Genomic DNA, 18,297 nt, shown 5'->3' on the forward strand with positions numbered 1-18,297 from the left:
CCGCTCGCAGCAGTAGGTAGGCTTGCACAGGGGCTGCTACGTCGTTCGACCCGGCGCCCCGCCCGATCAACGACCTCGATCAAGGCCCTCGATCGACGACCTCGATCACACCTCGACCAACGACTTGGATGAACGATGCATCGGTACCGGTCCCACACCTGCGGCGAGCTCCGTGCGGCTGACGTCGACACCGACGTGCGACTGAGTGGCTGGCTGCACAATCGGCGCGACCTGGGCGGCATCCTCTTCATCGACCTCCGCGACCACCACGGTCTGGTCCAGCTCGTCGCCCGCCCCGGCACCGCCGCGAACGAGGCCCTGAGCCACCTGACCAAGGAGACCGTCGTCCGCGTGGACGGCAAGGTCATGAGCCGCGGCGCGGACAACGTCAACCCCGAGCTGCCCACCGGTGAGATCGAGATCGAGGTCACCGAGGTCGAGGTGCTCGGCACCGCCGAGCAGATCCCCTTCACCATCAACGCCGACGACGGCGTGAACGAGGAGCGGCGCCTGGAGTACCGCTTCCTCGACCTCCGCCGCGAGCGCATGCACCGCAACATCATGCTGCGCTCGGCGGTCATCTCCGCCATCCGGCAGAAGATGGTCGCGCAGGGCTTCAACGAGCTGGCCACCCCGATCCTGTCCGCCACCTCCCCCGAGGGCGCGCGCGACTTCCTGGTGCCCTCCCGCCTGCACGCCGGCAAGTTCTACGCGCTGCCGCAGGCCCCCCAGCAGTTCAAGCAGCTGCTGATGATCGCGGGCTTCGACCGCTACTTCCAGATCGCGCCCTGCTTCCGCGACGAGGACGCCCGCGCGGACCGCTCGCCGGGCGAGTTCTACCAGCTCGACATGGAGATGTCCTTCGTCGAGCAGGAGGACGTCTTCCAGGTCATCGAGAAGGTCATGACCGAGCTCTTCGAGGAGTTCGGCAACGGCCGCCACGTCACCTCGCCGTTCCCGCGGATCCCCTTCCGCGAGGCGATGCTGAAGTACGGCTCCGACAAGCCGGACCTCCGCGCCAAGCTGGAGCTGGTCGACGTCTCCGGCGTCTTCGCCGACAGCGGCTTCAAGGCGTTCGCCGGCAAGCACGTCCGCGCGCTGGCCGTGCCGGACACCGCCGGCCAGAGCCGCAAGTTCTTCGACGGCCTCGGCGAGTACGCGGTCGAGCAGGGCGCGAAGGGCCTGGCCTGGGTCCGCGTGGGCGAGGGCGGCGAGCTGGCCGGCCCGATCGCGAAGTTCCTCACCGAGGAGGACGTCAAGGCCCTGACCGAGGCCCTCGGCCTGGTCCCCGGCCACGCCGTCTTCTTCGGCGCCGGTGAGTTCGACGAGGTCTCCAAGATCATGGGCGCGGTCCGCGTCGAGGCCGCGAAGCGCGCCGGCCACTTCGAGGAGAACGTCTTCCGCTTCTGCTGGATCGTCGACTTCCCGATGTTCGAGAAGGACGAGGAGACCGGCAAGATCGAGTTCTCGCACAACCCCTTCTCCATGCCGCAGGGCGGCCTGGAGGCGCTGAACACGATGGACCCGCTGGACATCCTGGCCTGGCAGTACGACATCGTCTGCAACGGCACCGAGCTGTCCTCCGGCGCCATCCGCAACCACGAGCCCGAGGTCATGTACCGCGCGTTCGAGATCGCCGGTTACTCGAACGAGGACGTGGAGCGCGAGTTCGGCGGCATGCTGCGCGCGTTCAAGTTCGGCGCCCCGCCGCACGGCGGCATCGCGCCGGGTGTCGACCGCATCGTGATGCTGCTGGCGGACGAGCCGAACATCCGCGAGACGATCGCGTTCCCGCTGAACGGCAACGCGCAGGATCTGCTGATGGGGGCTCCGAGCGAGGTGGACGAGTCGCGGCTCAAGGAGCTTCACCTTCAGCTTCGCAAGCCGCAGCCGGCGAAGCCGGCCAAGTAGCGGGCGGTTGTTCGGGCGCCGGGTGGGATTTTGGTCCTGCCCGGCGTTTGCCGTATCCGGGGGGCGGTGGTTCTTTCCCCAGCCCCGCCCCTTCCCGAAACTGGGGGCAAGCCCCCAGACCCCCAGCAACACGGCTTCGCCGCGTTGTCCTCAAACGCCGGACGGGCTGAATATCAGCCTGGCGTTCGAGGGCGGTCACACCAGCGCCGTCACCAGCGGAGCCCTCGTGCAGCAGCCCACCGCCGTGTGGACCGCGCGGATCAGGCGCCACGCCGTGAGGCGGCTCAGGCAGAGGACCGACCGCACCCCGTATTCCGCCACCGCCATGAGCTCCGTCTCGCCGAGTTCCTCGGCCACGAGGACGACGCGCTCGTCGCTGTCCCGGGCCCGGCGGCGCAGTTCCGCCGCGGCCGGGGCGTCGTCCGCGCCCATGAGGACGAAGGACACGTCCCCGTCCTCGCGGACCACGCGCACCTCGGGCAGCTCCCGCAGCCGGCGGACGAATCTCGCCCGGTTGAGCTCGTCGGTCGCGTGCACGGTCACGGTGATGCGTTTGTCGGACACTTCTTTTCCTCGTCTTCGACTTCCCCCATGTATCTGCGCGTCCCACCTTGCAAGGCCGCTGTCAACGAACGATTGCCGATCGATCAATACGGAAAAGGCCGGGCCCGGAACCGTCATGGTTCCGGGCCCGGCCGGGCGGGGGAAGGGCGCGATTACGCCTCTTCGCCGCCGCCGAAGCGCTCGCGGTACGCCGCCAGGTCGTCCTCGGTGATCTTCGCGAAGAGCACCGGCGGCACGGTGAAGGCCGTGCCCGCGGGGACGAAGGACAGGGACCTGGCCTCGTCCGGCGTGATCCACGTGGCGTTGTCGTCGGTCAGCGCGAACGCGGACCGCATCGCGGCGGCGGACGCCGGGATGAAGGGCTCGGAGACCACGGCGTAGAGGTGGATGAGGTTCATCGCCGTGCGCAGGGTGAGCGCCGCGGCCTCGGGGTCGGTCTTGATCTCCAGCCAGGGGGCCTTGGTCTCCAGGTAGGAGTTGCCCGCGCTCCACAGCGCGCGCAGCGCCTGCGCGGCCTTGCGGAACTGGAGCTCCTCCATGTGCCGCTCGTACTCCGCGAGGAGCTCCGCGACCTCGCGGCCGAGCGCCGCCTCCGCCTCGCCCGCCTCGCTGCCCGCGGGGACCTCGTCACCGAAGCGCTTCCTGGAGAACGAGAGCACGCGGTTGACGAAGTTGCCGAGGACGTCGGCGAGGTCCTTGTTCACCGTGGCGGAGAACAGCTCCCATGTGAAGGACGTGTCGTCCGACTCGGGGGCGTTGGCCATCATGAAATAGCGCCAGTAGTCGGCGGGCAGCAGCTCCAGGGCGTCGCGCGTGAAGACGCCGCGCTTCTGGGAGGTGGAGAACTTGCCGCCGTAGTAGTTGAGCCAGTTGAAGGCCTTGACGTAGTCGACCTTCTTCCACGGCTCACGGGTGCCGAGCTGCGTGGCCGGGAACATCACCGTGTGGAAGGGGACGTTGTCCTTGCCCATGAACTGGGTGTAGCGGACGTCCTCGGCCTCGTACCACCACGACTTCCAGTCGCGGTTCCCCGGGTCCTGGTCCGCCCACTCCTTGGTGGCGCCGATGTATTCGACGGGCGCGTCGAACCAGACGTAGAAGACCTTGCCCTCGGCCGCCAGCTCCGGCCAGGTGTCGGCCGGGACGGGCACGCCCCATTCCAGGTCACGGGTGATGGCGCGGTCGTTGAGGCCCTCGGTCAGCCACTTGCGGGCGATGGAGGAGGCCAGCACCGGCCAGTCCTTGCCGTGCTCGTCGATCCACGCCTCGACCTCGCCCTGGAGCTTCGACTGGAGCAGGAAGAGGTGCTTGGTCTCGCGCACCTCGAGGTCGCTGCTGCCGCTGATCGCCGAGCGGGCGTCGATCAGGTCCGTCGGGTCGAGCACGCGGGTGCAGTTCTCGCACTGGTCGCCGCGCGCCTTGTCGTAGCCGCAGTGCGGGCAGGTGCCGACGATGTAGCGGTCCGGCAGGAAGCGGTCGTCGGTGATCGAGAAGACCTGGCGGATCGCCCGCTCCTCGATGAAGCCGTTCTCCTTGAGCCGCCGCGCGAAGTGCTGGGTGATCTCGCGGTTCTCGGGGGAGGAACTGCGGCCGAAGTAGTCGAAGGACAGCCCGAAGCCGTCGTAGACGGCCTTCTGCGCGTCGTGCTGCTGGGCGCAGAACTCGGCGACGGGCAGACCGAGCTCCTTCGCGCCGAGCTCGGCGGGCGTGCCGTGCTCGTCGGTGGCGCAGATGTAGAGCGTCTCGCGGCCGGTCTGGCGGAGGAAGCGCGCGTAGACGTCCGCCGGGAGCATGGACCCCACCATGTTGCCCAGGTGCTTGATCCCGTTGATGTACGGAAGGGCGCTGGTGATGAGGTGTCGAGCCATTTCCGGCTGCTCCCTGGTCGCGGTTTACAGAGACCTTTAGCGTATCCGAGGGCCGAGGGGTGCCCGCGCGGCGATTTCGGCGTCCGCCGCGGGGGGTCACCCCGCCGCTCGCGGCCCGCCGGTCTCAGGCCCCGCCCGCGGCCGGCGGCGGTTCGGCCATCCACGCCCGCCACGGCCTGGTGATCACCTCCCGGTAGGTGTGGTGGGACGGGTGGTGCCCCGCGTGCCGGAACGTCCAGCCCTGGGCGTCCGCGACGTCCTCGACGGCGTCCGAGCACTCCTCGCACACCGCGCACTGCATCGCGTACGTGATCGGCTCCGCGTCCGGCTCCAGGTCGGGCTGGAGCGTCCAGTTCCCGAACAGGAAGACGGTGCGCGCGGTCAAAGCCCCCACCTGCTCTCGGCATTCAGCCGTGCCACACGGGCGCGCAGCGCCTCCGCCTCGGAGGCGGGCCGGGCGTACTCGGGCGGGCAGTCCCATTCGACGCCGCCCTGCGGAGGGCGTAGCTGTACGTATCCGGCGTGCCGGTCCATGACTTGGCCGAGGCGATTGGTGCGGGTGTCCACGGCATAGCTCACGGACGCGGGAGGAGGGGGAGTGGGGGCAGGGAGCGAGGGGGGATTTTCATTGCTCACGCATGGAGGATGCCCACTGAGGCGTAAGCCTGATCAGGCCACTTGAACGAGCCTTGGTCCACAGCCGTGCGGATGGCCGGGTTTCCTGTCGCACCCCCTCCCGCGCGCTCCTAACGTGGGGCGCCGGAGCAAGGCAGCGATTCCGGCCGTTCACAGGAGGGTCCATGAGCGTCAGCGCCAAGACCACGTACCTGATCAGGAACGACGAGACCGGGCTGTATCTGACGGCGAAGGGCGCGGCGGTGGTGCAGGAGCGGCTGCGCGAGTGGCCGGCGCGGGCCGGGCAGGCGTGGCGGCTGGAGGCCGGGCAAGGGGGCAGGGACACCTACCGGGTGCGGAATCTGCGCAGCGGCCGCTATCTCCGGGTCCGCCGGTACGGCAAGGGTGCCGCCGTCGAGCAGACGCGTCTGGAGGAGAGCGCGCCCGCGTACCGGAGCCAGACCTGGCGGATCACGGACGACGACGTCAACGGCTCGCCCGTCGTCAACGTCGGCAGTGGCCTGCGGCTGACCGTGCGCGGTGGTTCCGCCGCCGAGGGCGCGGTGATCGAGCAGACGGCGGAGAGCGCGATCGCCCCTGCCGGGGACCGGCGGTGGCACTTCGAGGCCGTCGAACCGGCCGGTGAGAAACGGGCGTTCGACGCGCTGGCCGGTCTGGTCGTGGAGCCCGGCGCCGGGGGCGTCGTCGCCACGGCCTCCAGCGTGCTCAAGACGACGCTGGAGGCGACCGGCGGCGTCTTCGGCACGGTCTCCAAGTGGGTGCCGGGGGCCGACCGGACGCCGTACATCCGCTTCGCCGGGTTCCGGGGCGACGAGGTCGTGCGGTTCTCCCGGCGGAACCGGGTGGAGGCCGGGCGGATGAAGATCAGCGAGGCGTTCCCGCACCTGGCCAAGGAGTTCCACGGCGGCTTCGACTTCGTGACGCGCACCCCGCGCGGCCACCGGCACCCGTACCTCGGCGTCAAGGGCGACCTCGCCGTCGAATTCTCCGACCACGAGGGCGAGGACCTGCTGCCCGCCGACGAGTACTTCCCCGCCCAGGAGCTCCAGCCGCGGGTCGGCCGGCGCTTCAAGGCGGTGTCCGCGGCGCCGGACGGCTCGTCCTATCTGGTGTTCGGGGAGCGCGGGATCGTGGTCGTCGACCGGCCGGGGACCGCGTACGAGCGCGAGGTGCACGACGTCGAACTGGGGCATCTGCCGAAGGCGTTCACGGGTGTGCCGGACGCGGTGACGTCGGCGGGCGTGGGGGAGGAGACGCACTTCTTCGCGACGAAGGGCGAGCAGTACGTCGTCTTCACGCTGCGCGAGGTGGTCCGGGGCCCGTCGGAGATCCTCGACGCGTACCCCTTCCTGCTGGGGGCCTGGCTGTAGGGCGGCCGGGGAGACGTCTGCCCGGGTGGCGGGAGGTGCGACCCTCTCCCGCCACCCGAGCTCCCCTCCCCCTCTCATCGGCTCTCATCGGCCTCGAGACTCGGTCGTGCCCCGCTCGCGCCGCCGCGCGGAGCCCGTTGGACGGCTGATGAATGACTGATAGATCCGAAGAGTGATCCTACGACTACCTAGGGTAGTCACTCGATCGCACCGGCGTCACCACCGTGAAGGGGCGCCCGGAGGTGATCGAGGGGGCGCGCGAGGCATGCGGTCCGGAGCCGCACGCTCCGGCCCGTCGCGGAGGCGGCCGCCGCGAACGGGCGCGCGGCAGGGGCGCGAGGTGGGAGCGCCGGCGACGGAGACATCCGCGAAACATCCCGTGCGGTAGACCCGCAGGCATGCTGGAAGGGGGGTGAATGCCGACAAGGATGGACAACGTCATGCGGGTGCTGGTCGCCGAGGACGAGGAAATGCTGGCCGAGCTGGTCGCCACCGGCCTGCGCCGGGCCGGGTTCGCCGTGGACACGGTCTACAGCGGCGACGCCGCGATCGCCTATCTGGACCTGCACGACTACGACGTCGTCGTCCTCGACCGCGACCTGCCACGCGTGCACGGCGACGACGTCACCCGCCGCCTCGTCGCGTCCGGCTCCCGCACCCGCGTCCTGATGCTCACCGCGGCCGGCAGCATGGAGGACCGCGTCGCCGGGCTGGACCTGGGGGCCGACGACTATCTCCCCAAGCCGTTCGAGTTTCCCGAGCTCGTCTCGCGCGTACGGGCGCTGCGCCGCCGCAGCGCCCGTCCCGCGCCGCCGGTGCTGGAGCGGTCCGGGCTGCGGCTGGACACCGTGCGCCGCACGGCGTCCCGCGACGAGCGGGACCTCGACCTCTCCCCCAAGGAATTCGCCCTGCTCCAGATCCTGCTGGAGGCGGAGGGCGCGGTCGTCAGCGCGGAGGAACTGCTGGAGCGCGCCTGGGACGCGCACGCCGACCCCTTCACCGGGGCCGTCCGCGTGGCGATGAGCAAGCTGCGCGGCAAGCTCGGCGAGCCGCCGCTGATCCGCACGGTCCAGGGCGTGGGGTACGCGCTGTGAGGTTCCGCGTTCCCGGACCCGCGCTCACCGCCCGTACGCGCATCGCCGCCGCCTACGGCGCGGTCTTCCTCGTGCTCGGCGCGCTGCTGCTGGCCACGGTCAACGTCCTCTCCCGCGCCGGTACGCGCGAGCAGGCCACCGTCATCGCCCGCACCGCCCTGCCGGCGGAGACGCTGCGGCCGGACGCGACGGCCGTCCCCTTCCGGGGGCCGGAGGCCACGAGGCTCGCCCCGTCCACGATCTACCAGGTCACCGGGGACGTCAGCGCGGCCGCCTCCCACCAGCTCGTCCTGTGGTCCGCGCTCGCCCTCCTGCTCACCGCGCTGCTGGCGGTGGGCGTCGGCTGGTGGACGGCGGGGCGCGTGCTGCGGCCCGTCCACACCATGACCGCCACCGCCCGCCGTATCTCCGAGCGCAATCTCCACGAGCGCATCGGACAGCGCGGCCCGGACGACGAGCTGAAGGAGCTGGCCGACACCATCGACGCGCTCCTCGGCCGGCTGGAGGGCGCCTTCGACAGCCAGCGCCGCTTCGTCTCCAACGCCTCCCACGAACTGCGCACCCCGCTCGCCACCCAGCGGGCCGCCATCCAGGTCGGCCTGGACGCCGGGATGCCGCCCGAGGAACTGGCGCGCACGAAGGAGCTGTTGCTGGAGACCAACCGGCGCTCGGAGCACCTGATCGACGGCCTGCTCGTGCTGGCCCGCAGCGAGCGCGGCCTGGAGCGCCGGGAGCCGCTCGACCTCGCGGAGGTCGTGGCGGAGGAGACCGCGGCCGTCGCGGACCGCGCGGCACGGGAGGGCGTACGCGTCGAGACGCGCGCCGTGCCCTCCCCGCTCACCGGGAACCGCGTCCTGCTCGCGCAGCTGACCGGCAATCTGCTGCGCAACGCGGTGGGCTACAACCACCCGGGAGGGAGCGTGGAAGTGCGCGTACGGCCGGGTGCGTTGACGGTGACGAACACCGGCCCCGAGGTCGCCGCGGAGGAGGTCGACGGCCTCTTCGAGCCCTTCCGGCGGGGCACCGGGCGGGAACGGCTCGGGGGCGGCACGGGCCTGGGCCTGTCGATCGTCCGCTCCATCGCGCGGGCGCACGGCGGCACGGTGGACGCGGTCCCGCGACGGGGCGGCGGGCTGCGGGTGACCGTGCGGTTCCCCGCGGGTGGCGGTGCGGGGGCCGTGGCGGGCTGATCCTGTGCCTCGGCCGCGGGCCGTCCCGTGCGCACCACCGCTGCGCGGCGGTGTCCTCAAACGCCGGACGGGCTTGATGTGGTCGATGTGGTCGCGATCCCCTTGCGCGCTCGAAGCCGCGGTCCGCATCACCAAGCCCGTCCGGCGGCGGAGTTACTTCACGATGCCCGCCGCGCGCGCCTCCGCCAGCCACTCGGGGAATTCGACCATCAGCTCTTCGTAGAGGCGCGCGTCCGTCAGCGCGCGCGGGTCGCGGCCCGCGTGGAAGAAGCCCGCGTTGTCGACGACGCGCTTCTCCGGTACGGCGAGGTTGTCCAGCTTGCGCAGGAAGTCGAAGCCCTTGCTCTCCGGGTCGCCGAAGCCCACGAACTGCCAGAAGATGGGGAGCTTCGCCGCCTCGCACAGGGCGCGTTCCGCGGCCGGCTTGCTGTAGGGGCCGCCGTCGGTCTGGAAGATGACGAACGCCGGGTCCGTGGCGCCCGACTTCCGGTAGTGCTCGATCACCGCTTCCATGGCCCAGTGGTAGTTGGTGCGGCCCATGTGGCCCATGGAGCTGTGGAGTTCCTCGATCCGGCCCTCGTAGTCGCCGAGGTCCAGCTCGGCCGTGCCGTCGACGTCGGTGGAGAAGAAGACGACCGGGACGGTGCCGTCGTCGTCGAGGTGGGCGGAGAGGCCCAGCGCCTGCTCGGCGAGGTGCTGGACGGTGCCGTTCTTGTAGAACTCGCGCATCGAGCCCGAGCGGTCGAGGACCAGATAGACGGCCGCCCGCTGTCCCGTGAGCCCCTGCTTCCGCAGTGAGACCGCCGCGCTCTTGTAGAGGCTGACCAGCGCGGGCGCGGTCCGCTCCACCTTCTCCAGGCTGACGGCGCTCCCGGCCTCCGCGTCGCGGGGCGGCATCGCGGGCTGGGGCTCGGGCGACGGGCCCGGGGCGGGCTCGGGCTTGGGGACCGGGCGCGGCGTCGGCTCGGGCTCCACCGGCGGGGAGGGGAGCGGCGTGGGCACCGGGTCCGGCTCCGGGATGGGCTTGGGGGAGGGCATCGGCGTCGGCCCGGGCTCCGGCTGGGGCAGCGGGTCCGGCTTGGGACCGGGCGTGGGTCCCAGCGGCCCGGGGTCGGGCACGCGCTCCGTGGTCGGCTGCGTGGGCAGCGGCGCACGGAGGGACTCGGCCGGGGCGGGCTCCGAGGCGGGCGCCGGCACGGACGCGGCGGCGGGCGCGGGTTCCGACGCGGGGGCCGGGACGGACGCGGCGGCGGGCGCGGGTTCCGACGCGGGGGCCGGGACGGAAGCCGACGCGGTGTCAGGGCTCGGCGCGGGCACGGTCATCGGCTCCGCCGACGGCCCCGGGACGACCACCGCGGGCTCCTTCTCCGGGGCGGGGGCCGCACCGGCGGCCGGCTCCGTGCCGTCGGCTCCGGCCGGCCGTCCCGCGTTCTGCTGGGGCAGGCTGGGTTCGTCGCGCTCGGCTGTCGCTGTCCTGGACCGGCCGAACGCGTTCCGCAGCAGACTCCGAATGCCCATGGGGAGCAGTCCTTCACGTGTCTCGGGAGCTATGAAATGTCCGGAGTGTCGGGGAATATCCCGGGTCCGGATGGCTACGTAAGGCTAGCCGTCACGCCCCTCCCGGCGTGCTCAGACCCTCGTAAGCCGTCCCGCGCCCGACACCGTCGGGGGACGGCCCCCGCGTCCGGTTGCGCCAGCTGGGCTCACCCTGAGCGCTCCTGAGCACCCGTGAGCAGCCGTGCTTCCCACTACGCCTACCCGCGCGGCACTCTCACACACCGTCAGGGATCCAGTTGCCGTGGAAGCCCAGCGGCACCCGCACCGGCAGGTGCACCCGCGCCACCGGTCCCGCCGCGAAGTCCTGGGCCGCCAGCACCACCAGGTCCGAGGCCCCGCGCTCGGGGTCGTACGCGTACGCCATCACCCACCCGTCGTCCTCGGCCGCGCCGGGAGCGGAGGGGACGAACACGCCCTCGCCGACGTCGCCGTGCGGAGGCACGCGGAACTCCTCGCTCGTGCCGCGCTCCAGGTCGTACTTCAGCAGCCCCGCCCCCAGCCGCCGGCCGTCACCGGCGGCGGCCTGCGCCATCGCGTAACCGAAGCGGTGCCGCTCCGTCAGCCGCCGCGGGTCCGCCCGGGGGAACTCCACCTCGCGGTCGTCCAGCCGCGCACGCCGCACGGTCCCGGCCGCGAGGTCCACCGTCCAGCGCTCCAGCAGCGGCGGGTGCCGCACGGTGGCCGCGTCCCGCCGGTCGAGGACCCGCTCGTAGCGGACGAGGTGGACGGTGATGACGCCGTCGCGCTCGTAGGCGTTCATGGGGTGGAAGACGTAGCACGGGTCGACCTCCAGCCAGCGGACGTCCCGCGCGCCGCCGTTCCGGGGCAGCACCCCGAGCCGGGCGGGCCGCTCGGCGTCCCAGTGGGCGGGCGCGCCGCCCGGCTCCGCCGGATCCGCGGCGACCACCGGCAGGTCGTAGAGCAGGACGTGCCGTGCGGTCAGCGAGAAGTCGTGCATCACGGGCCGGCCGTCCACCGGGATGTCGACACTGCGGCGGATCCGCCCGTCGGTCCCGGCGACGAGGTACTGCACGTACGGCAGCGCCGGGCAGTACGCGACGGCGTGCAGCTCGCCGCTCCGCGGGTCGACGACGGTGTGCGCGGCCAGCCCGCCGGGCAGCGTGCCGTGGAAGTCGAAGGGGCCGATCGTGAACAGGTCCTCGTCCAGCTCGTACGGCAGCGGACCGGCCTCGACCAGCGCGAGGAGGTGTCCGGCGAAGCACTGCACGTGGGTGTTCGGCGCGGAGTCCATGCCCAGGTGGCGCGGGCCGTGCAGCAGCTTCTCCCCCAGCCGCCCGGCGACCTCGTCGGAGCGCACCCAGCGGTTGCGGTACCACTCGGCGTGGCCGTCGCGCAGCCGCACGCCGTGCACCATGCCCACCCCGCTGAACCAGGTGTACGTGGCCGGGTCCGGGGCGCCGAGCGGGTTGGGGCCGTTGCGCAGATAGCGGCCGCGCAGGGAGTCGGGAAGACGGCCGGTGACCGGGAGGTCGATCGCGGTGATCTCCTCGTGGACGGGCGCGAAGAGTCCGCTGAGGCAGGGATTCGCGGGGGTTTCCGTCATGCCTCCACCATCCCGGGGAACGTCCCGTTCGGCCAGAGCCGTACAGGCCCTCCGGCGGCGCCCTCCCGCACCTTCCGGCATGGAGGATTCACCTCCGCAGCGGCCGGGTGAAGACCTCCAGCACGAGCCCGCCGCCGGGCGAGAGCTTGCCCGCGGTCGTCCACCCCCACGACAGCCGTGCCGCGTGCGCGCCGTCCCCGTGCGCGTCCGCCGGGGAGAGCAGCATCGCGGCGAGCCCGGCCCCGCTGCCGGCGAGCAGCCGGTCGTGCAGGCGGCGGCCGATGCCCTGGCGGCGGTGGCGCGGCAGCACCATCAGCTCGGCGACGAGGAAGACCCGCCCGGCGGCCGTCAGCTCCGCGAGGTCCGCGGGAACGGGCCCGTCGAAGCCGTGCCAGCGGTCGCTGTCACGGGCCAGCGGATAGCCGTACGCGCAGCCGACCGGCCCGCGGTTCTCGGCGATCACCAGGTCGAAGCCGGGCCGCGCGGAGTCCTCGGAGAGGCGTTCCCGGAAGCGGGAGCGGGCGGAGGAGGGCTCGCCGGGCGCGCCCCCGTACGCCGCTGTGTGCACATCCGCGAGCTGCTCGCGGTACTGGTCGGACTGCCAGCGGCTCAACCTGCGCAAGAAGACGTCGCCCATGCGCCCTTTCCTGCCCAGCGAGGCCGTCACCCACCCCCCGGACAGGCGGTTTCCGGCGCGGTAACGGTGCCGTACGTCCAGGACACGGGCAGGCCAAGAGAAGGGTAAGAAATGGGTGCAGGGCAACCCTCTCCGCCCAATCCGGCCTCTTTACCGGTGAGCATCGTTCTACCGAACACGAGTACCCACCACGGGGGCAGGGAGTTGAGAGACGCATGGGCCTGACCAGCCGGTCACTCTTGTACACGGTGGTCTTCGTCGCCGTGCTGTGCGTCGGCCTCACCGTATGGCTCTGGCCCCGGCTCTCCGGGCGCGGCGCGCTGCCTGTGCTGGGACGGCTCGGTTCGATCCTGGTGACCCAGCTGGCGATCATGTCCGTGGTGCTGCTCGCGGTGAACTCCGCCAACAGCTTCTACGGCACCTGGGGCCAGCTGCTCGGCCGCTACGACCGGTCGCCGGGCCAGGTCACGGCGGTCACCGACGCCGGCAACGGCACGGTCGACACGGCCAAGGGCGGCGGCCTGATCCGGCCCGCGAGCTCGCAGAGCGGTGACCGCATGGGCCTGCCGGACGGCCCGAAGGACCAGGTCGGGACGGTCGAGTCGGTGCGCCTGGTCGGGCGCCGCGCCAATGTCGTCGAGCCGGCGTTCGTGTATCTGCCGCCGCAGTATTTCCAGAAGCAGTACGAGCGCCAGCGCTTCCCCGTGATCGTGGCCATCAGCGGATATCCGGGCGGCATCGACAACCTCTCCAAATACCTCCAGATCCCGAAGACCGCGAGCGAGCTGCTGGCCGCGAAGAAGATGCAGCCGACCGTGATCGTGATGCTCCGGCCGACGATCGCGCCGCCGCGCGACACCGAGTGCGTGGACGTCCCCGGCGGCCCGCAGGCGGAGACGTACTTCACCAAGGACGTGCCCGAGGCCATGCGCAGCGCCTATCGCGTCGGGCACGAGGCGAGCGCCTGGGGCGCCATGGGCTATTCCTCCGGCGGCACCTGTGCCCTGGAACTCGCGATGCGCCAGCCCTCCGTCTATCCCGCGGCCGCCGCCCTCTCCGCCGACTACAAGATCAAGAACGATCTGACCACCGGAAACCTCTTCGGCAGCGGCGAGGAGGGCAAGCAGCGGGAGCGCGAGCACGACCTGATCTGGCGGCTGGGCAACATGCCGGTGCCGAAGGTCTCCGTGCTCGTCACCAGCAGCAAGAAGGGCGAGAAGAACTACAAGGAGACGGAGAAGTTCCTCAAGGCGGTGAAGGAGCCGATGCTCGCCTCCAAGATGATCCTGGACGAGGGCAGCCACAACTTCACCACCTGGCGGCGGGAGATCTCGCCGAGCCTGGAGTGGATGAGCAAGCAGCTGGTCTTCCCGCAGGACGTCAACAGCTGACCTCTGATGGACGGGAAAAGACAGAAAAGGGGGGGCCCACAGGGCCCCCTTTTTCCGTTACGCCTTTTCCCTTTATGCCGGTCCCTTGTCGAGCTCCTCGCCCAGCCAGTCGAACGCCGCCGGGTACATCGAGATCCACGTGTTGTAGTTGTGCCCGCCCCGCTGCGTCAGCATCGTCCGCAGCCGGACCTTGCTGCCGGCCGCCGCCCGCTGGAACTCCTCGATGTACGAGGGCGGGCTGTCCCGGTCCTGGCGCGAGGTCGCGAGGAAGAGGCCGACGTCGGCCTGGGTGTGGGCCACCAGCCACATGGGGCTGTTGTGCAGCCGCAGCTGCTCGTCCGCCAGGACGCCCCGGTCACCGGTCAGCGGATCCGGGTCCAGGGCCGCGCCCGCGCCGAACACCTTGGGGTACTGCAAGGGCAGCTTGGCCGCGCAGTAGCCGCCCGTGGAGATGCCGAGCAGCCCCCAGTAGCGCGGGCCCTTCCCCGTCCTGAAGTGGTCCCTGATCAGGTCCGGGACGTCGGAGGAGAGCCAGGTCGCGACCTTGTGCCCGGTGGTGTCCGAGCAGTCCGTGTCGACGCCGCCGGGATTGATGATCGGCACGGCGAGGATGAACGGCCGGCTCGTCCCGTCCCGCAGCAGCTTCTGGAAGTCACCGGGCATGTGGCCCTGCTCCATCCACGACTGCGGCGAACCGGGGACGCCGTGCAGCAGCAGAACGACGGGAAAGGCGGTCTTGCGGTAGCGCGGGTCGTCGTACTGCGGCGGGGTCCAGACCATCACCTGCCCCGACAGCGACGAGGCGCGCCCACGGACGTACGTCTCCTGTATCCCGGCGTCCCCGCGGATGAAGCGGGCCCGCTCCGGGGGCGGGCCGGGCATCGACACCGGGCCCGCGCCGCTCGGCCGCCCCAGCAGGTCGTCCCAGGACGCGTAGAGCCCGTAGCTGCTGTTGATCCAGGTGGCGACCACACAGATCGCGGTCACCTGGCACAGCCCGATGAGCACGACGCGCGCCAGCCAGGCGAGGGGGCGTGGACCGGGGATCCTCGTCCACAGCAGCAGCGTCGCCAGCACGGCGACCGCGGTCGCCGCGATGAGCAGCGCGAAGAACGCGCTCCCGGTGAGGCTCATCCCTACGGGCTCCCTCGGCTCGTCGGACCGGCCGCGGCCGGTGGCACCGGACCCTAGTCAACCCCCTTCCGGGCCACGGTGCCGGTCACGATGGCTGGTTCGCTCTCCTCCCTTGACGCGGGTGTCCTGCATACGCTCTACGCCGCGGCTGCGCGCGGGAACCCGGCGGCAGCGACAGCGGTCAGTGATCCGCCCTGCCGCTCAGGACGCGGAGCGCGGGTCCCTCAGCGATGCGGAGGCGTACCGTGGCAAAGCAGGACCGTGCGATAAGAACGCGGCGGGCCATCCTGGAAGCGGCCGCGGTGGTGTTCGACGAGCGGGGCTACGACGCCGCCACCATCAGCGAGATCCTCGCCCGCGCCGAAGTGACCAAGGGCGCGCTGTACTTCCACTTCGCCTCCAAGGAGGACCTGGCCCGCGCCGTCGTCCAGACCCGGATGTCCGTCACTGCGCTGCGCCCCGAACTGCCGCGCTCCTCCAAGATGCAGGAGCTGGTCGACATCGGGATGATCTTCACCCACCGGCTGCTGGTGGACCCGGTGCTGCGGGGCTGCGTGCGGCTGTCCATCGAGCACAGCGCGACGGCACCGGACCGCGACGCCCGCTTCGACGACTGGACCCAGCTGCACACCCGGACCCTGATGGAGGGCAAGGAGCGCGGCGAGGTGCTGCCGCACGTCATGCCGTCGGAGGTCGCCGAGCTGATCGTCGCCGCGTACGGCGGCATCAACGCCCTCTCGCAGACGGTCTGCGGCCGCGCCGACCTGGAGCGGCGGGCCATCGTGCTCTACGAGCACCTGATGCCCGGGGTGGCCGTGCCCGCGGTGCTCGCCCGGCTCGACATCGCCCCCGGCCGGGGCGCCCGCGCGCTGGCGGAGCTGGAGCGGCAGCGCGCCGTCGCCCCGGTCGGGGTCGCCTGAAAGTGTCAATCGGTGGGGGCGCCGAGGGTCTCCAGCGCGACTTCGAGGAGCGCCTGCCGCTTCTCCTCGTCCGTACCGCCGAGCTGGTCCAGCGTGAAGGCCCCGAAGTGGACGGTCAGCAGGGCGCTGGCGACGCGGACGTGGGTGCCGAAGTCGATGTCCCCGGTGTGCATCAGCCGGGAGATGTCCTCCACGCGGCCGCGCAGCGTGCGCCCGACGGCCAGGTCGCGCAGGGTCGCCTGGTTCTCCTGGAGGATGTGGTAGATCGGCATGGCCGACTTCAGGGCCGCGCTGTAGCGGGTCATCAGCTCCCGCCGGGTATCGAGGGTCGGTGGCTGTTCCGCGGCCCAGGCGATGAGTTCGTCGACGGGGCGGCCGAGGTCTTCGGAGATCGCGGTGAGGATGTCCTCCTTCGTCTTGAAGTGGTAGTACAGCGCTGCCTTGGTGACGCCGAGCTCCTCGGCGATCTCCCGCAGCGACGTCTTCTCGTAACCACGTGAGACGAAGAGGTCCAGGGCCGTTTTCTGGATGCGCTCACGGGTGTCGCTCCTGCGCGCCTGAGGGGTGCTGCCCATGGTCTCTCCTGCTGTTGTCGTGAAGCTGCCGCCCTCAGCCGAACCTACTTGACGCCCGGCAAGTTGGCAGCCTGTCCTCGCGGGTCCCACCGCGCCCGTCCGCACATGAGCGGAACGGGCCGGGTCGCCGTCGCACACGCTGAGCGGGCGTGGAGATCATGCCGCAGGAAACCTCCGCGGCGGGGGCGGTGACGGCGACCGCGACACCACCGGCACGCAATACGTACATTGTCGTGGGCTCCGTGGTCTCCGTGCCTTCCTTCAATTTCCTTCAATTCCCCGTCGCCACCCAGGGCTTGTCCGACCAGGTGCGCGCGGGCACGGCGCGGCGCGTACGGGACGCGGCGGGCGGACCGGCGGGCGGGGCGGCGCTCGTGGGTGCCGGGGCTCCCGGGAGGCGCCTCCGTGCCGGGTGATGAGACCGCAAAACCATACTTGACGCCCGGCAAGTTGCTGATTTACTTTCCTGTTCAGTGGCTCGACGGTAGGTAAATCCGCGCTTTGGGGGTTCCGATGGTGAAGGCGGATATGGTCCTGGACGTCATCTGCGTCCACTCCTACATCGGCTTTACCCGCCTCCGACGGGCGGCCGGACGGCTGCGCGCCGCGGGCCGGGAGGTGGAGCTGACCTTCCGTCCGTACGAGCTCGCGCCGGCCGCGCCCAACGTGGCGCAGCCGCTGGTGCCGGTGCTCCAGCGGCTCTTCGGGCCGTACGCCGAGACCCAGATCGCCCGCACCACCGGCCAAGCGGCCCGTGAGGGGCTGGAGTTGGACTACGACCGGGCTGTCGTCGGCAACACCTTCGCCGCGCATCTGCTCATCGCCCGCGCGCAGGCGCAGGGCCGCGCCGAGGCGATGGTCGAGCGGCTCTTCCGCGCGCACTTCACCGACGGGCTGTACATCGGCGACCCCGGCGTGCTGCGTTCCCTGGCCGAGGAGTGCGGCCTGGAAACCGCCGGAAGCACATCCGGACCGGACGGTTTTCTCCGTCGGTTTCCGGGCGGCGGCACGACGCCGTACGAGGAGCCGGACGCCGAGGCCCTGCGCGAGGAACTGGACCGCATGCGCCGCCACGGCGTCACCGGGGTGCCGCTCTTCCGGATCCGTGACCGTGTGCTGTGCGGCCCGCAGACGGAACGCGCGCTCTACGAAGCCCTGTCCGGAGCCCCCGCGCGCACGGCGGGCACGCCCGCGCCCGTCGGTGCCGTCTGCTGACGTCGTGGTGCGGGCCTTATCGCCATGTCACGCTCGCCGGCGTCATGGCTTATCGGCGGCCCGGCCGGTCATAAGAGTGCCAGTAATACGTCCCGCGATGTGCCAGTAATACGTGCAGCGAGCCCACTGGCTCGAATGAGTGAAAGCCCGGAACCTCTCCAAAAGGCCGGAGTTATTCAGAACGCTTTCCCAGTGGGGGCGCTACACGATCGAAAGGCATAGACGTGCTCAAGAAGGTAATGGCCACGGCCGCGATGACGGCTTCCGCGGTCGGCTCTTTCGCCGGCCCCGCGCTGGCGATCGGCAACGACCAGGACGTCGCGAACGGCAACGCAGCCAGGACCGGTTATGGGAACACCAGGACCGGCGGCGTCGAAAGCCCGCAGATGAGCCTGATCCAGGGCACGCTCAACAAGCCTTGCCTGGGTATCGGCAAGCTGGGTGTCCAGTCCGTACTGGCCCTCATCAACGTCGGCGTCCAGGACGTTCCGATCCTGTCCTCGCAGCAGCAGCAGCAGTGCACCGACAACTCCACGATCAACGACGGGGACGACCCGCTGTCGCACATCCTGTCCGAGATCCCGGTCCTGTCGGGCAACGGCTCCGGCAACGGCGGCCTGTAGGCCCCCGGACGACACCGGATGCACGAGAAGCCCCCTCTGCCGCGGGTG

General features: G+C 71.1%; 17 protein-coding genes. 8 read left to right on the top strand and 9 right to left on the bottom strand.

Features of this window, described 5'->3' with window-relative positions; translation table 11 throughout:
- Positions 1 to 135: 135 nt before the first annotated feature.
- A complete protein-coding gene (gene aspS / locus AB0435_RS01030; RefSeq protein ID WP_366425875.1) occupies positions 136 to 1,911 on the top strand; it encodes an aspartate--tRNA ligase in 1,776 nt (591 codons plus the stop codon).
- Between the two features lie 195 nt (positions 1,912 to 2,106).
- On the opposite strand, the gene AB0435_RS01035 is transcribed toward aspS, so the two are convergent.
- From AB0435_RS01035 to AB0435_RS01050, 4 genes are all read right to left on the bottom strand, one after another.
- The gene (locus tag AB0435_RS01035) at positions 2,107 to 2,475 is read right to left on the bottom strand and encodes a DNA-binding response regulator (protein ID WP_366425876.1); all 369 of its coding nucleotides are present in this window, start codon (positions 2,473 to 2,475) and stop codon (positions 2,107 to 2,109) included.
- A gap of 152 nt (positions 2,476 to 2,627) precedes the next feature.
- The gene (metG, locus tag AB0435_RS01040; protein ID WP_366002062.1) at positions 2,628 to 4,343 is read right to left on the bottom strand and encodes a methionine--tRNA ligase; all 1,716 of its coding nucleotides are present in this window, start codon (positions 4,341 to 4,343) and stop codon (positions 2,628 to 2,630) included.
- 124 nt (positions 4,344 to 4,467) lie between these two features.
- Positions 4,468 to 4,737, bottom strand: a complete 270-nt coding sequence (locus AB0435_RS01045) for a hypothetical protein (protein ID WP_366002061.1) — start codon at positions 4,735 to 4,737, stop codon at positions 4,468 to 4,470.
- Complete coding sequence (locus AB0435_RS01050) at positions 4,725 to 4,922, bottom strand: hypothetical protein (protein WP_366002193.1); 198 nt, start codon at positions 4,920 to 4,922, stop codon at positions 4,725 to 4,727. The genes AB0435_RS01045 and AB0435_RS01050 overlap by 13 nt, the downstream gene beginning before the upstream one ends.
- Positions 4,923 to 5,143: 221 nt before the next feature.
- Here AB0435_RS01050 and AB0435_RS01055 point away from each other — a divergent pair, with 221 nt between their 5' ends.
- The 3 genes from AB0435_RS01055 to AB0435_RS01065 all read left to right on the top strand — a co-directional run bounded on the left by AB0435_RS01055 (position 5,144) and on the right by AB0435_RS01065 (position 8,633).
- Positions 5,144 to 6,349 carry an RICIN domain-containing protein gene (locus tag AB0435_RS01055; RefSeq protein WP_366425877.1) on the top strand — a complete coding sequence of 402 codons (1,206 nt, stop codon included), beginning with the start codon at positions 5,144 to 5,146 and terminating at the stop codon, positions 6,347 to 6,349.
- Between the two features lie 440 nt (positions 6,350 to 6,789).
- A complete protein-coding gene (locus AB0435_RS01060; protein WP_366002182.1) occupies positions 6,790 to 7,443 on the top strand; it encodes a response regulator transcription factor in 654 nt (217 codons plus the stop codon).
- Positions 7,440 to 8,633 carry a HAMP domain-containing sensor histidine kinase gene (locus tag AB0435_RS01065; protein ID WP_366002059.1) on the top strand — a complete coding sequence of 398 codons (1,194 nt, stop codon included), beginning with the start codon at positions 7,440 to 7,442 and terminating at the stop codon, positions 8,631 to 8,633. Before AB0435_RS01060 ends, AB0435_RS01065 begins: the two co-directional genes overlap by 4 nt.
- Positions 8,634 to 8,786: 153 nt before the next feature.
- Here AB0435_RS01065 and AB0435_RS01070 read toward each other — a convergent pair whose 3' ends face one another.
- The 3 genes from AB0435_RS01070 to AB0435_RS01080 form a co-directional block, all read right to left on the bottom strand.
- Complete coding sequence (locus AB0435_RS01070; RefSeq protein WP_366425878.1) at positions 8,787 to 10,151, bottom strand: VWA domain-containing protein; 1,365 nt, start codon at positions 10,149 to 10,151, stop codon at positions 8,787 to 8,789.
- A 253-nt stretch (positions 10,152 to 10,404) separates the two neighbouring features.
- Complete coding sequence (locus AB0435_RS01075) at positions 10,405 to 11,754, bottom strand: carotenoid oxygenase family protein (RefSeq protein ID WP_366425879.1); 1,350 nt, start codon at positions 11,752 to 11,754, stop codon at positions 10,405 to 10,407.
- A gap of 88 nt (positions 11,755 to 11,842) precedes the next feature.
- Positions 11,843 to 12,391 (bottom strand): GNAT family N-acetyltransferase, encoded by a 549-nt coding sequence (locus AB0435_RS01080; protein ID WP_366002056.1) that lies wholly within the window; start codon positions 12,389 to 12,391, stop codon positions 11,843 to 11,845.
- A gap of 215 nt (positions 12,392 to 12,606) precedes the next feature.
- Here AB0435_RS01080 and AB0435_RS01085 point away from each other — a divergent pair, with 215 nt between their 5' ends.
- Positions 12,607 to 13,782, top strand: a complete 1,176-nt coding sequence (locus tag AB0435_RS01085; RefSeq protein WP_366002055.1) for an alpha/beta hydrolase-fold protein — start codon at positions 12,607 to 12,609, stop codon at positions 13,780 to 13,782.
- A gap of 72 nt (positions 13,783 to 13,854) precedes the next feature.
- Here the strand turns inward: AB0435_RS01085 and AB0435_RS01090 are convergent, their stop codons facing one another.
- On the bottom strand, positions 13,855 to 14,916 hold the full coding sequence (locus tag AB0435_RS01090; RefSeq protein WP_366002054.1) for an alpha/beta hydrolase-fold protein: 1,062 nt from the start codon (positions 14,914 to 14,916) through the stop codon (positions 13,855 to 13,857).
- Positions 14,917 to 15,161: 245 nt separating this feature from the next.
- On the opposite strand from AB0435_RS01090, the gene AB0435_RS01095 reads away from it, so the two are divergent.
- A complete protein-coding gene (locus AB0435_RS01095) occupies positions 15,162 to 15,836 on the top strand; it encodes a ScbR family autoregulator-binding transcription factor (RefSeq protein WP_366002053.1) in 675 nt (224 codons plus the stop codon).
- A 5-nt stretch (positions 15,837 to 15,841) separates the two neighbouring features.
- On the opposite strand, the gene AB0435_RS01100 is transcribed toward AB0435_RS01095, so the two are convergent.
- The gene (locus tag AB0435_RS01100) at positions 15,842 to 16,411 is read right to left on the bottom strand and encodes a TetR/AcrR family transcriptional regulator (protein ID WP_366002052.1); all 570 of its coding nucleotides are present in this window, start codon (positions 16,409 to 16,411) and stop codon (positions 15,842 to 15,844) included.
- A 513-nt stretch (positions 16,412 to 16,924) separates the two neighbouring features.
- Here AB0435_RS01100 and AB0435_RS01105 point away from each other — a divergent pair.
- Both AB0435_RS01105 and AB0435_RS01110 read left to right on the top strand, forming a co-directional pair.
- A complete protein-coding gene (locus AB0435_RS01105; RefSeq protein ID WP_366002051.1) occupies positions 16,925 to 17,626 on the top strand; it encodes a DsbA family protein in 702 nt (233 codons plus the stop codon).
- Between the two features lie 224 nt (positions 17,627 to 17,850).
- Positions 17,851 to 18,249: a rodlin gene (locus tag AB0435_RS01110; RefSeq protein WP_366002050.1), complete on the top strand. Its 399-nt coding sequence runs from the start codon at positions 17,851 to 17,853 to the stop codon at positions 18,247 to 18,249.
- Positions 18,250 to 18,297 lie beyond the last annotated feature (48 nt).

Source organism: Streptomyces sp. NPDC051173 (assembly GCF_040689515.1).
Classification (GTDB): Bacteria; Actinomycetota; Actinomycetes; order Streptomycetales; family Streptomycetaceae; genus Streptomyces.

Excerpts from the sequence above, each read along its gene's own strand:
- aspS (WP_366425875.1), top strand. The coding sequence starts at position 136 with ATGCATCGGTACCGGTCCCACACCTGCGGCGAGCTCCGTGCGGCTGAC.
- metG (WP_366002062.1), bottom strand. The coding sequence starts at position 4,343 with ATGGCTCGACACCTCATCACCAGCGCCCTTCCGTACATCAACGGGATC.
- AB0435_RS01055 (WP_366425877.1), top strand. The coding sequence starts at position 5,144 with ATGAGCGTCAGCGCCAAGACCACGTACCTGATCAGGAACGACGAGACC.
- AB0435_RS01060 (WP_366002182.1), top strand. The coding sequence starts at position 6,790 with ATGCGGGTGCTGGTCGCCGAGGACGAGGAAATGCTGGCCGAGCTGGTC.
- AB0435_RS01070 (WP_366425878.1), bottom strand. The coding sequence starts at position 10,151 with ATGGGCATTCGGAGTCTGCTGCGGAACGCGTTCGGCCGGTCCAGGACA.
- AB0435_RS01075 (WP_366425879.1), bottom strand. The coding sequence starts at position 11,754 with ATGACGGAAACCCCCGCGAATCCCTGCCTCAGCGGACTCTTCGCGCCC.
- AB0435_RS01080 (WP_366002056.1), bottom strand. The coding sequence starts at position 12,391 with ATGGGCGACGTCTTCTTGCGCAGGTTGAGCCGCTGGCAGTCCGACCAG.
- AB0435_RS01085 (WP_366002055.1), top strand. The coding sequence starts at position 12,607 with ATGGGCCTGACCAGCCGGTCACTCTTGTACACGGTGGTCTTCGTCGCC.
- AB0435_RS01090 (WP_366002054.1), bottom strand. The coding sequence starts at position 14,916 with ATGAGCCTCACCGGGAGCGCGTTCTTCGCGCTGCTCATCGCGGCGACC.
- AB0435_RS01100 (WP_366002052.1), bottom strand. The coding sequence starts at position 16,411 with ATGGGCAGCACCCCTCAGGCGCGCAGGAGCGACACCCGTGAGCGCATC.
- AB0435_RS01105 (WP_366002051.1), top strand. The coding sequence starts at position 16,925 with ATGGTGAAGGCGGATATGGTCCTGGACGTCATCTGCGTCCACTCCTAC.